Annotated in this window: 15 protein-coding genes; 9 read left to right on the top strand and 6 right to left on the bottom strand. The window is 58.6% G+C overall.

From position 1 onward, the window contains the following. Positions 1-17 precede the first annotated feature (17 nt). The 3 genes from LPQ25_RS20420 to ampH all read right to left on the bottom strand — a co-directional run bounded on the left by LPQ25_RS20420 (position 18) and on the right by ampH (position 4,431). Complete coding sequence (locus LPQ25_RS20420) at positions 18-1,736, bottom strand: bifunctional ornithine lipid synthase OlsF (RefSeq protein ID WP_012737475.1); 1,719 nt, start codon at positions 1,734-1,736, stop codon at positions 18-20. 453 nt (positions 1,737-2,189) lie between these two features. Further along, a complete protein-coding gene (gene hemB / locus LPQ25_RS20415) occupies positions 2,190-3,164 on the bottom strand; it encodes a porphobilinogen synthase (protein ID WP_002890201.1) in 975 nt (324 codons plus the stop codon). A gap of 106 nt (positions 3,165-3,270) precedes the next feature. Continuing rightward, on the bottom strand, positions 3,271-4,431 hold the full coding sequence (ampH, locus tag LPQ25_RS20410) for a D-alanyl-D-alanine-carboxypeptidase/endopeptidase AmpH (RefSeq protein WP_004151350.1): 1,161 nt from the start codon (positions 4,429-4,431) through the stop codon (positions 3,271-3,273). Between the two features lie 218 nt (positions 4,432-4,649). Here ampH and LPQ25_RS20405 point away from each other — a divergent pair, with 218 nt between their 5' ends. From LPQ25_RS20405 to LPQ25_RS20395, 3 genes are all read left to right on the top strand, one after another. After that, complete coding sequence (locus LPQ25_RS20405; protein ID WP_074424905.1) at positions 4,650-5,162, top strand: isochorismatase family protein; 513 nt, start codon at positions 4,650-4,652, stop codon at positions 5,160-5,162. Between the two features lie 117 nt (positions 5,163-5,279). Beyond that, positions 5,280-6,500, top strand: a complete 1,221-nt coding sequence (gene sbmA / locus LPQ25_RS20400; RefSeq protein ID WP_002890204.1) for a peptide antibiotic transporter SbmA — start codon at positions 5,280-5,282, stop codon at positions 6,498-6,500. A gap of 18 nt (positions 6,501-6,518) precedes the next feature. Further along, complete coding sequence (locus LPQ25_RS20395; RefSeq protein WP_012737477.1) at positions 6,519-7,625, top strand: DUF1615 domain-containing protein; 1,107 nt, start codon at positions 6,519-6,521, stop codon at positions 7,623-7,625. Here the strand turns inward: LPQ25_RS20395 and LPQ25_RS20390 are convergent. Continuing rightward, positions 7,622-7,924, bottom strand: a complete 303-nt coding sequence (locus tag LPQ25_RS20390; RefSeq protein WP_002890210.1) for a YaiY family protein — start codon at positions 7,922-7,924, stop codon at positions 7,622-7,624. The two genes, LPQ25_RS20395 and LPQ25_RS20390, sit on opposite strands and share 4 nt — an antisense overlap. Before the next feature lie 252 nt (positions 7,925-8,176). Here LPQ25_RS20390 and LPQ25_RS20385 point away from each other — a divergent pair, with 252 nt between their 5' ends. Further along, positions 8,177-8,380, top strand: a complete 204-nt coding sequence (locus LPQ25_RS20385; RefSeq protein ID WP_002890215.1) for a DUF2754 family protein — start codon at positions 8,177-8,179, stop codon at positions 8,378-8,380. Between the two features lie 32 nt (positions 8,381-8,412). On the opposite strand, the gene ddlA is transcribed toward LPQ25_RS20385, so the two are convergent. After that, positions 8,413-9,510: a D-alanine--D-alanine ligase gene (gene ddlA, locus LPQ25_RS20380; protein ID WP_004151348.1), complete on the bottom strand. Its 1,098-nt coding sequence runs from the start codon at positions 9,508-9,510 to the stop codon at positions 8,413-8,415. A 99-nt stretch (positions 9,511-9,609) separates the two neighbouring features. On the opposite strand from ddlA, the gene LPQ25_RS20375 reads away from it, so the two are divergent. The 5 genes from LPQ25_RS20375 (at position 9,610) to LPQ25_RS20355 (ending at position 14,152) form a co-directional block, all read left to right on the top strand. Next, positions 9,610-10,293 carry an extensin-like domain-containing protein gene (locus LPQ25_RS20375; protein WP_014907985.1) on the top strand — a complete coding sequence of 228 codons (684 nt, stop codon included), beginning with the start codon at positions 9,610-9,612 and terminating at the stop codon, positions 10,291-10,293. A 169-nt stretch (positions 10,294-10,462) separates the two neighbouring features. Beyond that, on the top strand, positions 10,463-11,662 hold the full coding sequence (locus LPQ25_RS20370; protein ID WP_002890219.1) for a multidrug efflux MFS transporter: 1,200 nt from the start codon (positions 10,463-10,465) through the stop codon (positions 11,660-11,662). Between the two features lie 299 nt (positions 11,663-11,961). Next, positions 11,962-12,222: an anti-adapter protein IraP gene (gene iraP / locus LPQ25_RS20365; protein ID WP_002890221.1), complete on the top strand. Its 261-nt coding sequence runs from the start codon at positions 11,962-11,964 to the stop codon at positions 12,220-12,222. 90 nt (positions 12,223-12,312) lie between these two features. Beyond that, a complete protein-coding gene (gene phoA / locus LPQ25_RS20360) occupies positions 12,313-13,743 on the top strand; it encodes an alkaline phosphatase (RefSeq protein WP_004147286.1) in 1,431 nt (476 codons plus the stop codon). 91 nt (positions 13,744-13,834) lie between these two features. After that, the gene (locus LPQ25_RS20355; protein ID WP_014907984.1) at positions 13,835-14,152 is read left to right on the top strand and encodes a PsiF family protein; all 318 of its coding nucleotides are present in this window, start codon (positions 13,835-13,837) and stop codon (positions 14,150-14,152) included. A gap of 67 nt (positions 14,153-14,219) precedes the next feature. Here LPQ25_RS20355 and proC read toward each other — a convergent pair whose 3' ends face one another. Next, a complete protein-coding gene (gene proC / locus LPQ25_RS20350) occupies positions 14,220-15,029 on the bottom strand; it encodes a pyrroline-5-carboxylate reductase (RefSeq protein WP_002890227.1) in 810 nt (269 codons plus the stop codon). Positions 15,030-15,109: the final 80 nt, after the last annotated feature.

Genomic DNA, 15,109 nt, shown 5'->3' with positions numbered 1-15,109 from the left:
AAGCCGGGAAAAAGCTTTTATGCCGATTTTTGCGCACCCAGATGCGCGCCAATATAGCGCTGGTAGCGATTGGCCTTCAGGTAGGTGAGATCCACCAGCACCAGACCATCCACGCAGTTGTTGAAATCCGGGTCGCTGCCGAAATCGATAAACTGCACGCCGCCCGGCTCGCACACTTCCGAGTACTGCTTATACAGCGGGGGGATCGCGCAGCCGAGGTTGCCGAGCAGGGACTTCAGCCGGGCCAGGTCGTCGTTGTAATCCTCCCCGCCAAACTGCGCCAGCACGTCGGGCAGCGACGCCGGATAAGGGCGACGCGACTCCGCCAGCGGATGCGTCGCCGGGAACCACAGCCGGTAGAACGCCACCAGCAGATCGCGGGCGGCGGGCGGCAATCCGCCAGAAATCGACACCGGACCAAACAGATAGCGATAGTGCGGATAGCGCGCCAGATAAGCGCCGATGCCGGACCACAGGTAGTCCAGCCCGCGACGCCCCCAGTAGCGTGGCTGGATAAAGCTGCGCCCCAGCTCAATGCCGTACTGCAGGACATCGTCCATCCGCCCGTCGTAATGGAACAGACTGTAACTGTAGATCCCCTCCAGGCCGCGCTTTGCCAGCTGGATGGCCGTCGGCATAAAGCGGTAAGCGCCGACGATCTCGAGGTCTTCTTCATCCCACAGGATCAGATGCAGATAGTCGTCGTCATACCCGTCGATATCCCGCCGTTTGCCGCTGCCTTCCCCGACCGCGCGGAAGGCGATTTCCCGCAGACGTCCCAGCTCGCGCAGCAGCGGCGCGTCCTCCTGGCCGTTGCGCTGCCAGAGGTAAATCACTTTGCCATCGGCGGTGCGGCCCAGGCATTCGGCCTTGTGCAGTTCGCGTTTGAGCAGCGCCCGGTCTTCCGGACGGGCGATGGCGCTTTCGGTTTTAAACCGCCCCGGCAGCCCTTTGCGCAGCTGTTCAAGGTGCTGATAGCAGCGGCCGGTAAGCTCGCGAGCGCTGGACTGGGCATCGAACCAGCTCGACCAGGGGATCTGCTGGCCGATGCGCACCGGCAGGCTGCTGTTGCGCCGGCGAAACATCTGCTGCATCAGCAGGAGCAGCGGCAGGTTGTCGGAGACCAGCGTACTGGCGTAAAACAGGGCGCTGTTGCGGGCGTCAATCCACGCCGGCAGCAGCGGGGCGCGATATTTTGCCGCCAGCTTAATAAAGCCGGAGTGCCATTTTTTATCGCGGATGCCGCGACGGGTGAGGCGGGAGACTTCCCCCGCCGGGAAGAAGATCAGCACCCCGCCGGCCTGCAGCTGCTGGTCCATCTGCTGCAGCGCCGCTTTAGCGGTGCGGCCATGAATATTATCTACCGGGATAAACAGCGAGCTCAGGGGCTCAAGGTGGGTGAGCATGCGGTTGGTGACCACTTTGACATCGCGGCGCACGCGGGATACCGCATACAGGAGCGCCAGGCCGTCGAGGGTGCCGGTGGGGTGGTTGGCGATAATGACCAGCGGGCCATATTCGGGGATTTGTTCGAGATCGTGCGCCGGGATGGCGCAGCGGATATTGAGGTATTCCAGCACCTGTTCGACCGTATCAAGCCCCTTCAGGTGGCGGTGACGGTCGGCAAATTGTTGAAACTCTTCCTCATAAAATAGCTTTTTTAACAGTTTCTTTTGCCAGGGGGCGGGCCTCGCCTGAGGCCACAGGTCATCGAGTACGTTGTCGAGACTAAACATAGTGGCTCCTCCTCCGTCCTGCCCAGACAGTAGAAGGTGGAGATGTCGTTCAGATTACAGTTGGGTGAAGTTTCGGTCGCAGCGGGGGAGACGACGGATAGGGAGCCGTTTTTGCGCCGGGTGGCGGCTACGCCTGACCCGGCCTACATGCGGGATGGGACTGCGGGCCCGGCAATCTCGTAGGCCCGCGCAAGCGCCAGCGCCGCCGGGCAATGGCAACGGGTAGGGCGCCGTTTTTGCGCCGGGTGGCGGCTGCGCCTGACCCGGCCTACATGCGGGATGGGACTGCGGGCCCGGCAATCTCGTAGGCCCGCGCAAGCGTCAGCGCCGCCGGGCAATGGCAACGGGTAGGGAGCCGTTTTTGTGCCGAATGGCGGCTGTGGCTGACCCGGCCTACATGCGGGATGGGACTGCGGGCCCCGGTAAGCGCAGCGCCACCGGGGAGGGGCAGGTTTAACGGAGGATCTTTTTCTCGGCCAGATCGAGGGCGAAATAGCTGAAGATCAGGTCGGCGCCTGCGCGTTTGATAGCGCCGAGGCTTTCCAGAACCACTTTCTCTTCATCGATAGCGCCCGCCTGGGCAGCAAATTTGATCATCGCGTACTCACCGCTGACCTGATAGGCGCCGAGCGGCAGATCGCTGCGTTCGCGGATATCGCGCAGAATATCCAGGTAGGCGCCAGCCGGTTTCACCATCAGGCAGTCGGCGCCCTGGGCTTCATCGAGCAGCGACTCGCGAATGGCCTCCCGGCGGTTCATCGGGCTCATCTGATAGGTTTTCCGATCGCCCTTCAGCGCGGTACCGGCCGCTTCGCGGAACGGACCGTAGAAGGAAGAAGCGAACTTGGTCGAGTAGGACATGATCGCCGTATTGGTGAAGCCGGCGGCGTCCAGCGAGCGGCGAATCGCCTGCACCTGTCCGTCCATCGCGGCGGAAGGAGCGATGAAATCCGCCCCCGCGGCGGCGGCGACAACGGCCTGTTTGCCGAGGTTTTCCAGGGTCGCGTCGTTATCCACCCCGTGGTCGCACAGCACGCCGCAGTGGCCGTGGGAGGTATATTCGCAGAAGCAGGTATCGGACATGACGATCATCTCCGGCACCGTGGACTTACAAATCCGCGACATACGCGCCACCAGACCATTTTCATTCCAGGTATCGCTGCCGGTGGCATCGGTGTGATGAGAAATACCAAAGGTCATCACCGAGCGGATCCCGGCGTTGGCGATGCGTTCGATCTCGCGCGCCAGATATTTTTCCGGAATGCGCATCACGCCGGGCATGGCCTCTATCGCTTTGTAATCATCAATTTCTTCTTCAACAAAGATCGGCAACACCAGGTCGTTCAAACTCAGTGTTGTCTCTTCAAACAGGGCGCGCAGCGCAGCGGATTGACGCAGGCGGCGGGGGCGAGTGATTAAATCTGTCATGGTTTGCCTGATTTTGTGAAATGAAAGACGATAGTGTAACTGAAATGGCAGCGGGATGTTTCGCCAAAACGATCGTTATGGCGCATCGGCGAAACCTTCCCCGGGCTTACTGGCTGGCCGTCTGCATGTTGGGCTGTGCGCCGCTCAACTCGCTGACCAGGTCGTTGATGCCATCGCTCATATTGTTGAAGCGGGTTAACGGCGAGCGGGTTACCACTACAAAGGCGCCAACGTTAGCCTGCGGATTCATCGCCATATAGGTGATAAACCCGCCGCCGCCGCCGGTTTTCTGAATAATCCCCGGATGGCCGTTCTTCGGCTTCATATACACCCAGCCGAGGCCCAGCGCGTCTGCGCGGCCCGGCACGTCCATACCAATCACCCGGGTCAGCTGGTTACGCTGATAAATCAGCGTCTGCATCCGGTCGGCCTGCTGGCTGCGGGTATAGAAATCGGATGACAGGAACTGCTGCATCCAGCGCATCATATCCCCCGGCGTCGAGTAGACTCCGCCGCTGCCGATCGCCGCCAGGGTGTTGTTGCACGGGCTGGCGCCTTTTTCCGGGATCATCAGCCGCTGGCACTGATCCGGTGACGGGGTAAAGGTGGTGTCCTTCATCCCCAGCGGCCGGGTGATCTGCTCTTCAAACAGCTGCGGATACGGTTTGCCGGCAGCGGTGGCGAGCGCGTCCGCCAGTAAATCGAAGGCCAGATTGGAGTAGGCCGCCTGCGAGCCCGGCGCGGCTTTCAGGGTCGCGGTAGAGAGCCAGTTCCAGCGCTGCTGGCGGGTCGGCCAGACAAACACCGGACGATGAGCGGCGCCGCCAGGCTGCTCGCGCGGCAGGGCGCTGGTATGGGTCGCGAGGTTAACCAGGGTGATTGGTTTTCCCTGCCAGTCAGGCACCCGGGCGCCTGGCGGGGCGTATTTGCTCAGCGGATCGTTGAGTTTCACCACCCCCTGGTCGAGCAGCTTCACCAGCATCTCGCTGGTCATCAGTTTGCTGAGGGAGGCGATACGGATCACCGAGTCGAGCTGCGGGTGCTGATTATTCCCCGGGCGGGTTTCGCCAAAGCTGCGAAAAACACGCTGATTGCCATCGATAACCACCAGCGCCATGCCGGTGGCGCCGCTGCCGTAGTAGATATGATTGGCGTAACGATCGACCACATCCGAGGCGAAAACCGGGTCAACGGTAGGCTGTGCGGCCTGCACCGAGGTCCACGACGCCGCGCACAGCGCAGCAAAAATGAGCAAACTACGTTTCAACGGAGATCATCCATTAAATAAATAAAAAGAAGAGGGTATTTATACTACGAAGTGGCGCAGAACAAAGCGGGATTCACGACTTTCCTGCAGGAAAAAGGTAACGGTGCGTAAAAAAGACTTTTTTACGCTTTCGGATACCGGCTTTTTTCGCCGGCGCGTATGATGACCGTTTGGCTGAAGGTTCGTGGGAGAGAACAATGACGGCTCAACGGGTAGTGATGGTCGTGGATATGCAAAACGGCGTGTTCGCCACGCCGCGTCTGGCGCGCGAGCGCTGCGTCGCGCAAATTAATCGTCTGGTGCGCGCGGCGGACAAGGTTATTTTCATTCAGCATGATGAAGCCGGCGGCCTCGAAGCCGGCAGCGAAGGCTTCGCCCTGCTTCCTGAGCTGGAGCAGCCGGCTGGCGCGCTGTATGTCACCAAAACCGCCTGCGATGCCTTCTATCACACCTCGCTGGCGCAGGTGCTGGACGAACACGACATTCAGCAGTTCGTCATCTGCGGCTGCGCCACCGACTACTGCCTCGATACCACCATTAAAAATGGCGCCAGCCGCGGGTACGGTATTGTTATCGCGGAAGATGCCCACACCACCGCCGACCGCCCCGCCGCGCAGGCCGCGATGCTTATCGCCCACTACAATGAGGTGTGGCGTACGCTGACCATTCCTGGCAATCCTTTACAGGTGAAACCCACAGAAACAATTCTGCACGCATGGCAGCAGAACTAAGCTGTTGATATCCGGTCTTATCATTCGTCTGTCCCGCGAGGGCTCATCCACGCGGCGGCCGACGTATGCGTCGTACACAGCAATAGCAGAACGATAAGAAGTTAGCAGGAGACAATGATGTTTAAATCTTTTTTCCCCAAACCGGGGCCGTTTTTTATTTCTGCCTTTATCTGGTCGCTGCTGGCCGTGATCTTTTGGCAGGCGGGCGGCGGCGACTGGCTGCTGCGGGTCACCGGGGCATCGCAAAATGTGGCGATCAGCGCGGCGCGCTTCTGGTCGCTCAACTATCTGGTGTTCTACGCTTACTATCTGTTTTGCGTCGGCGTGTTCGCGCTGTTCTGGTTTGTCTACTGCCCGCACCGCTGGCAGTACTGGTCGATTCTCGGCACCTCGCTCATCATCTTCGTCACCTGGTTTCTGGTGGAAGTCGGGGTGGCGATCAACGCCTGGTATGCGCCGTTCTACGACCTGATCCAGAGCGCGCTGGCCACCCCGCATAAGGTCAGCATCAACCAGTTTTATCAGGAAATCGGCGTCTTTCTCGGCATCGCGATCATCGCGGTGATTATTGGCGTGATGAACAACTTCTTCGTCAGCCACTACGTCTTCCGCTGGCGCACGGCGATGAACGAGCACTATATGGCCCACTGGCAGCATCTGCGCCATATCGAAGGCGCCGCGCAGCGTGTGCAGGAAGATACCATGCGTTTTGCTTCCACCCTCGAAGATATGGGCGTGAGCTTTATCAACGCGGTGATGACCCTGATCGCCTTCCTGCCGGTGCTGGTGACGCTCTCCGAACATGTTCCCGACCTGCCTATCGTCGGCCATCTGCCGTATGGCCTGGTGATTGCCGCTATCGTCTGGTCGCTGATGGGTACCGGCCTGCTGGCGGTGGTGGGGATTAAGCTGCCGGGCCTGGAGTTTAAAAACCAGCGCGTGGAAGCGGCCTATCGTAAAGAGCTGGTTTATGGCGAGGACGATGAAACTCGCGCCACGCCGCCGACGGTGCGCGAGCTATTCCGCGCGGTGCGTCGCAACTATTTCCGTCTCTATTTCCACTATATGTATTTCAATATCGCCCGCATCCTCTATCTGCAGGTGGATAACGTTTTCGGCCTTTTCCTGCTGTTTCCGTCGATCGTTGCCGGTACGATTACCCTCGGGCTGATGACGCAAATTACCAACGTCTTCGGCCAGGTGCGCGGCTCGTTCCAGTACCTGATCAGCTCGTGGACAACGCTGGTGGAACTGATGTCCATCTACAAACGTCTGCGCAGTTTTGAACGCGAGCTGGACGGCAAACCGCTGCAGGAAGCGATCCCGACATTACGTTAATCAAGACAAGGAAGCATAATGGCCGCACGTTTATCGCGCATTATTCCCGTTTCATTGACGCTGCTGGCGGCTATGGCGCTGAGCGCCTGTACCAGCCAGCAGGCTCCGGCGCTGAAAGAGGGCGAAAAGCCTGTTGACGTGGCGTCGGTGGTGCGGCAGAAAATGCCGGCCAGCGTCAAGGATCGGGAGGCCTGGGCGCAAGCCATCGCCACCGCGTTTGACAGCCAGAAGCTGGCGCCGACGGAAGAAAACGTCTGCTCGGTGCTGGCGGTCGCGCAGCAAGAGTCTAACTATCAGTCCGATCCGGTGGTGCCGGGGCTGAATAAAATCGCCTGGCAGGAAATTGACCGCCGGGCGGAAAAAATGCACATTCCGCCGTTTCTGGTCCATACCGCGCTGAAGATCACCTCGCCAAACGGTAAAAGCTATAGCGACCGTCTGGACAATGTGAAGACGGAAAAGCAGTTGAGCGCCATTTTTGATGACTTTATCGGGATGGTGCCGATGGGGCAGAAGCTGTTCGGTTCCCTTAACCCGGTGCACACCGGGGGGCCGATGCAGGTCAGCATTGCTTTTGCCGAGCAGCACACCTCCGGCTACCCGTGGAAAATGAACGGCACGGTGCGCCAGGAGGTCTTCAGTCTGCGCGGTGGCCTGTGGTTTGGCACCTATCATCTGCTGAACTATCCGGCCAGTTATAGTGCGCCATTGTACCGCTTTGCCGACTTCAACGCCGGCTGGTACGCCAGCCGTAACGCCGCCTTCCAGAGCGCGGTGGTGAAAGCCAGCGGGGTAAAACTGGCGCTCGACGGCGACCTTATCCGCTACGACAGCGAGGAGCCGGGCAGCACCGAGCTGGCGGTGCGTCGCCTGGCGAGCCAGCTGGGGATGAGCGACAGCGAGATCCATCGTCAGTTGAAAAAGGGCGACAGCCTGGCGTTTGAGAAGACCGATCTCTATCAGCAGGTTTTCCGTCTCGCCGAGAAAAAGGCGGGCAAAACCCTGCCGCGGGAGATGTTGCCAGGGATCCAGCTGGAGAGTCCAAAAATCACCCGAAATCTGACGACGGCGTGGTTTGCGAAACGGGTTGATGAGCGGCGGGCAAACTGTATGGCGCGGCGTTAACGGCGCTGACGCCAGCGCACGATAAGCGCCAGTACCCCGATGAACGTGCAGCCGATCAGGAAAGGGATCAGACCAAAGAGGGTACCCACGGCGAGGCTGATGTCGACTTGCGGACGGCTGGCGTCCTGGGCTTGCATCAGGCGTTCAAATACCCCCGGGGCGTGGATCAGCATGCTGAGCATCTGCGCGCCGGCCCAGCAGCAGATCAACACGAACAGCCCGTAGGCGACATGGCTGCCGGTCAGCGCGCCCCTTTTTTTATTTCCCAAAAGCGATTTTGAAAAACTGAATTCAGCCATAGGCCCTCCCACATCTGCGCTGCTGGTTTTTTCTCCAGCTCTATGTCAGGTATTCTGGCAGTCAGGGGCCATCATCAGTATCAGATTGCTGGTAATTGCCGTCCAGGAATAATCCTGTTTTCGCCGTTGTGTTAACCGCGCCACAGGAGCACAAAAGGGAGAGCGGCGTCGCAATCCAGCAACATTCTCCATATCGCTACAGACCGCCGCGGGCGGCTATGCGAAGATGCGTTTTTTGCTGTTGGAGGCCGCATGAAGCTCACTGATAAAATTCGCCGCGATTGGCACTACTACGCCGTGGCGCTGGGGTTGATTTTTATTCTTAATGGCGTGGTGGGGCTGCTGGGGTTTGAAACTCAGGGGTGGCAATCCTACGCCGTCGGTCTGATCACCTGGGTCATTAGCTTCTGGATTGCGGGCTTTGTGATCCGCCGCCGCCCGGCAGAAGAGGCCTGAGGCCGCCGCTGCCAGGCGGGGTAAAACGCGTTTTAGTTCATGGAGGTTTTCAGCGCCCGGTCCGCGGCATGGCGCTCCAGCGCCAGCTCAATCAGGCGGGTGATCAGGCTGGTGTAGTCGAGACCGCTGGCCTGCCACAGCTTCGGATACATGCTGATGTTGGTAAAGCCCGGCAGGGTGTTGATCTCGTTGATCACCACCTCGTTGTCGGCGGTGAGGAACACGTCGACACGAGCCATGCCGCTGCAGCCCAGGGTCTGGTAGGCCTGCACCGCGATAGCGCGAATTTTGTCGTTGATCTCAGGGGCGATAGCGGCCGGGACTACCACCTGCGCGCCCTGATCGTCGATATACTTGGTGTCGTAGGCGTAAAACTCGCTGTTGAGGACGATTTCACCGCAGGTGCTGGCCTGCGGGTGGTCGTTACCCAGCACCGCACACTCAATTTCCCGCCCTTTAATGCCTTGCTCCACCACCACTTTATGGTCAAATTCGAAGGCCAGGGCCACCGCCTGATGGTACTGCTCTTCGTTTTTAACTTTGCTGACGCCAACCGACGAGCCCTGATTAGCCGGCTTAACGAACAGCGGCAGGCCAAGCTTCGCTTCGACATCGGCAAAGCTGAACTGCGCGCGGTTGGCGCGGGTAAGTGTGATAAACGGGGCGACGGCGAGCCCGGCGTCGCGCAGCAGACGTTTGGTCACGTCTTTGTCCATACAGGCCGCAGAGCCCAGCACATCGGAGCCGACGAACGGCAGATTCGCCATGCGCAGCATCCCCTGCAGGGAGCCATCTTCACCCAGCGTGCCGTGGACGATCGGGAAAATCACATCGATGGCCGCCAGCGGTTGGCCGCTTTCGGCGTTAATCAGCTGCTGCGCTTCGCGGCCCGGGATCTGCGCCAGAGTCACCGTGGAAGGGCGCAGGGCAATGCGGGCAGGATCCTGTGCGTTGAGCAGGTAGTTGCCGGCGTCGTTGATGTGCCACAGCCCCTGTTTATCAATACCCAACAGAACCACATCGAAGCGCGATTTATCAATCGCTTCCACGATATTCTTCGCTGACTGCAGCGACACTTCATGCTCCGCCGACTTGCCGCCAAAAACGATCCCAACCCTCATCTTTGCCATTTCAACTTCCATCCAGATAACATCAAAGGGCATAACATACCATGTGAAACCGCTGCCTGGCTGCCATAATATTTACCTGATCAATTGACGGGAGTGGGCGTGAGAGGAAAGACGCTGCTGGTGCTGGCCGGGCTGCTCGGCGCGGGCCTGTTGGGATACCGCAATCTGCCGCCGCACCTGAATCCGCTGGCGCCGCTGGCGCTGGACGATCCCCCGGGCTGGCTGACGTCGTTTAAGCTGCGCAGGCTGACGGCAGACCAGTGCGCCTCCCTGCTGGCGGAAGCCAATCGCCGGCGGCTTATCGCCAGCCGGCCGGTGGCCGACAGCGAGGGAAGCTGCCCTCTGCGTAACGTGGTGCGGGTGGCGAATTTTGGCTCGGTGCAGCTGAGCAGTAGTTTTCTCGCCAGCTGCCCGCTGGCGCTGAGCAGCGCGCTGTACATCGAGCAGCAGGCGAAGCCGCTGACCCGGCAGCTGATGGCGAGCGACCTGCGTCAGATCGATCATCTCGGCAGCTTTGCCTGCCGCAATATTTACCATCGTCAACAGGCGCGGCGCAGTGAACACGCCACGGCGGACGCGCTGGACGTCAGCGGTTTCCGTCTGGCGGACGGTAGACGCGTTAGCGTCCTGCAGGGCTGGCGGAGCGAGACTTCGCGCCCCTGGCTGGCGGCGCTGTTGAACAGCAGCTGCCATTACTTCGGTAACGCGCTGGGGCCAGAGTACAACGCGGCTCACGCCAACCATTTTCATTTCGGCATGCGCGGCCAGGGCTTCTGCTTTTGAGCATAAAGCGCTATGAGCAGCCTAAATGACCAGAAAATGCTTCGTCAGGCTCTCATCCGCAGCCATAAAACACCAAACTCACCGCCAGCGCATCTATGGTAGTACACCAGTGGGATGAAATTGCTAAGCTAGATAATAATTGGCAAATCATTAATGAATACGCGTAGTTATGGAATCCTGGAAGGTTAATCTCATCTCCGTCTGGTTTGGTTGCTTTTTTACCGGCCTGGCGATCAGTCAAATTCTCCCCTTTTTACCCCTCTACGTCTCCCAGCTCGGCGTCACCTCGCATGAAGCGCTATCGATGTGGTCGGGGCTGACCTTCAGCGTCACTTTTCTTGTCTCGGCGATCGTCTCGCCAATGTGGGGAAGCCTGGCGGACCGTAAAGGCCGCAAGCTCATGCTGCTGCGCGCCTCGTTGGGGATGGCGATTGCCATTTTACTGCAGGCTTTCGCCACCAACGTCTGGCAGCTGTTTATCCTGCGGGCGATCATGGGCTTAACCTCCGGTTATATTCCCAACGCCATGGCGCTGGTGGCCTCCCAGGTGCCGCGCGAGCGCAGCGGCTGGGCGCTAAGCACGCTGTCGACGGCGCAAATTAGCGGGGTGATCGGCGGTCCGCTGCTGGGCGGTTTCCTGGCGGACCACGTCGGGCTGCGGATGGTCTTTTTTATTACGGCGATCCTGCTGACCATCAGTTTTCTGGTGACCCTGTTTCTGATTAAAGAGGGCGTTCGCCCGCAGGTCAGCAAAAGCGAGCGTCTCACCGGGAAACAAGTCTTTGCCTCTTTGCCCTATCCGGGGCTGGTGATCAGCCTGTTCTTCACCACCCTGGTGATCCAATTGTGCAACGGCTCAATCGGCCCGATTCTGGCGCTGTTTATTAAGTCGATGGCGCCGGACAGCAACAATATCGCTTTTCTGGCCGGGATGATCGCCGCGGTGCCCGGCGTGTCGGCACTGATTTCTGCGCCACGGTTGGGTAAGCTTGGCGACCGCATCGGCACCTCGCGGATCCTGCTGGCGACGCTCTGCTGCGCGGTGGTGATGTTCTTCGCCATGTCCTTTGTCACCACCCCGCTGCAATTGGGTACGCTGCGTTTTCTGCTCGGCTTTGCCGATGGCGCGATGCTCCCGGCGGTGCAGACCTTATTGCTGAAGTACAGCAGCGACAGCGTCACCGGGCGTATCTTTGGCTATAACCAGTCGTTTATGTATCTGGGCAACGTCGCCGGGCCGCTAATTGGCGCCTCTGTGTCAGCCATGGCCGGCTTCCGCTGGGTGTTTATTGCCACCGCCATTATCGTTTTCATTAACCTCTGGCAACTGGCGTGGATGCTGCGCCAAACCCGCCGGGCTAACGCCTGAACCTCTGCTGGCGGTATTTATTGCGATACCGTCAGCATTATTCGCCGTCAGCGGATTTACTATTACTTTTTGTTATCGTCATGGCGTGAACGCTATTCCATTTTATTATTTTCCAGGCAATCTGGTTATAAGCAACCTTGGCCATGATTAAACAATACTATTTATAGTGGTATTTTATTGTGGTAAAACGTTTCGCTGTATATTGGGTGTTGCGATGATTCTTAATTTAAGTAATTCTGAGGTCCGTCATCGCGTATGACATCCCAATCAAAACAGGCCTCGCATAAGGAACTGGTGCTATGAAGAATCTCATTGCTGAGTTACTGGTTAAACTGGCGCAAAAGGAAGAAGAAGCAAAGGAACTGACGGTGCAGGTTGAAGCGCTGGAGATCGTGGTCACCGCATTATTGCGCCATATGGAGCATGATGCCCAGCAGGCATTGATTCAGGATATTGAACAGGCGATTGACCAGGTGACCCCCTGTCCGCCGGTCAACGACCATGATGCGATGCTGCTGCAGCAATATCTAAAGAAGCTGTTGCGGCATCCTCGTAGCTAGTCTTTGTGACACGACAAGGATGCCGTCATTTTTCTGTCATCTCCCTTTTATAAAGTCTCCCTCGTTTTGTTTTTTTTAAGTATTTTTTACATGGAGATGACAAAAGTGAAATTAAGCGCTCTGTTTATTGCCCTGATTCCTCTACTGGGCTCGCCGGTTATTCATGCAGAAACTACTGCTGCGCCGGTTCTGGAAAATCGCGCTGCGCAGGGAGATATCACCACTCCTGGCGGCGCGCGTCGTTTAACAGGCGATCAAACCGAAGCGCTGCGCGCCTCGTTAATCAATAAGCCAGCTAAAAACGTTATTTTGCTGATTGGCGATGGCATGGGTGATTCGGAAATTACCGCTGCGCGAAACTATGCCGAGGGGGCGGGCGGTTTCTTTAAAGGAATTGATGCTCTGCCGTTAACCGGGCAGTACACGCATTATTCGCTGGATAAAAAAACCGGGAAACCGGACTACGTGACCGACTCGGCGGCCTCCGCCACCGCCTGGACCACCGGCGTGAAGACTTATAACGGCGCGCTGGGCGTCGATATTCATGAGAATGCGCATCAGACCATCCTCGAGCTGGCGAAAGCGGCGGGGCTGGCCACCGGCAACGTTTCCACCGCCGAGCTGCAGGACGCCACCCCCGCGGCGTTGGTAGCGCATGTGACATCGCGTAAATGCTACGGCCCGACGGTCACCAGCGAAAAATGCCCCAGCAATGCGCTGGAAAAAGGGGGCAAAGGCTCCATTACCGAACAGCTGCTGAACGCCCGACCGGATGTCACCTTGGGCGGCGGCGCGAAGACCTTTACCGAAACGGCGACGGCGGGCGAGTGGCAGGGCAAAACCCTGCGCGAGCAGGCGCAAGCGCGCGGCTACCAGATTGTGACCGACGCGGCTTCTCTTGCCGCCGCGACGGAAGCCAGTCAGGATAAACCGCTGCTGGGACTCTTTGCCGATGGCAATATGCCGGTACGCTGGGAAGGGCCGAAGGCGTCTTATCACGGTAATATCGATAAGCCGCCGGTGACCTGTACGCCAAACCCGAAGCGTGACGCCTCGGTGCCGACGCTGGCGCAGATGACGGAGAAAGCGATTGACCTGCTCAGTCGCAACGAGAAAGGTTTCTTCCTGCAAGTCGAAGGCGCTTCCATCGATAAGCAGGACCATGCGGCGAATCCGTGCGGCCAGATCGGCGAAACGGTTGATCTTGACGAAGCGGTGCAGAAGGCGCTGGAATTCGCGCGAAAAGACGGTAATACCCTGGTGATCGTCACCGCCGACCATGCGCATGCCAGCCAGATCATCCCGGCGGATAGCAAAGCCCCGGGGCTGACCCAGGCTCTGAACACGCACGATGGCGCGGTGATGGTGATGAGCTACGGCAACTCTGAGGAAGAGTCGATGGAGCACACCGGCACCCAACTGCGCATTGCGGCCTACGGTCCGCATGCGGCTAACGTCGTAGGCCTGACCGATCAGACCGACCTGTTCACGACCATGAAAGCTGCCCTGAGTCTCAAATAAGTCGCTGCCGGTGGCGAAATTGCGTCACCGGCTGGTTTTTTTTCTTTCTGCGTCCAGACTTACAACGTTCCACTCACAGAAGGATGGTGCGATGAAAATAACTTTATTGATGACCCTAATGTTTGGCTTGATCTTTATCAGCGCGGTTGGCGCGGCAGAAAAAACGCCCACTCCTCAGCAGCAAAGGATGACGGACTGCAATCAGCAAGCGTCAGCCAAAATGCTGAAAGGTGAGGAGCGCAAAACCTTTATGAGCCAGTGTCTGAAAAAAGAGACCACGACCTCGCAGGGAAAGGCGCTCACCCCTCAGCAGCAGAAAATGAGCGACTGCAGCAAAGCGGCCACGGCGAAATCACTGAAGGGCGATGAACGCAGTACCTTCATGAGTAGCTGCCTGAAGAAAGCCTGAAAAAAAGGGAGCGCTCGCGCTCCCTTGTTCTTTAACCTCTCAGGGCTTGAAGCCCGCCAGCTCAGCTTCAGGAGCGGCTCAGTTTCTCTGATTTTTCCATACACTGGGTGATGGCTTCGATTACCGCCGAGCGGAACCCTTTCTCTTCCAGCACGCGCACGGCTTCGATGGTGGTCCCGCCAGGGGAACAGACCATATCTTTCAGCGCCCCTGGGTGTTCTCCGCTCTCCAGCACCATTTTGGCGGAGCCCATCACCGCCTGGGCGGCGAATTTATAGGCCTGAGCGCGCGGCATTCCGCCGAGGACGGCGGCATCAGCCATCGCTTCGATAAACATAAAGACATAGGCCGGCGCCGAACCGCTTACCCCCACCACCGGATGGATCATCGGCTCGGCAATTTGCTCCGCCTGGCCAAAGCAACGGAAAATAGTCAGCACTTCGGCAACATCTTCGCTGCTCACCAGGGCGTTAGGCGTGACGGAGGTCATACCGGCGTTAACCAGCGACGGCGTATTCGGCATCGCGCGAATGATTTTGCGATCGTGGCCAAGGGCGCGCGCCAGCTGCTCAAGCGTAACGCCGGCGGCGATAGAGACCACCAGCGACTCTTTATTCAGGCTGGAGGCGATATCGCCCAGCACTTTGGTCATGATCCCTGGTTTAACCGCGCCGAAGACGATATCGGCAATCTGCGCCACTTCCTGGGCGCTGCTGGCGGCGTTGATGCCATACTGGTCGCGCAGAGCTGCAACCTTGTCCGGCGACGGGGTGTAGACCCAGATTTGTCCCGGCTGTACCTGACCGCTGGCGATCAGCCCGCCCAGAATGGCCTTACCCATATTGCCGCAGCCGATAAAGCCAATTTTCTTATCCATCACCATTCCCCTCTGCTTTTTTCGTTACGATCTGATTAGCTTACCATCCTGGCGCTTTCCTGGGGGAGAAAAGCAGGTAA

Source organism: Klebsiella sp. KPN54798 (assembly GCF_021184225.1).
In the GTDB taxonomy this organism is placed as follows: Bacteria; Pseudomonadota; Gammaproteobacteria; order Enterobacterales; family Enterobacteriaceae; genus Klebsiella; species Klebsiella pneumoniae.
This window is presented reverse-complemented; position numbering and strand designations above follow the sequence as displayed.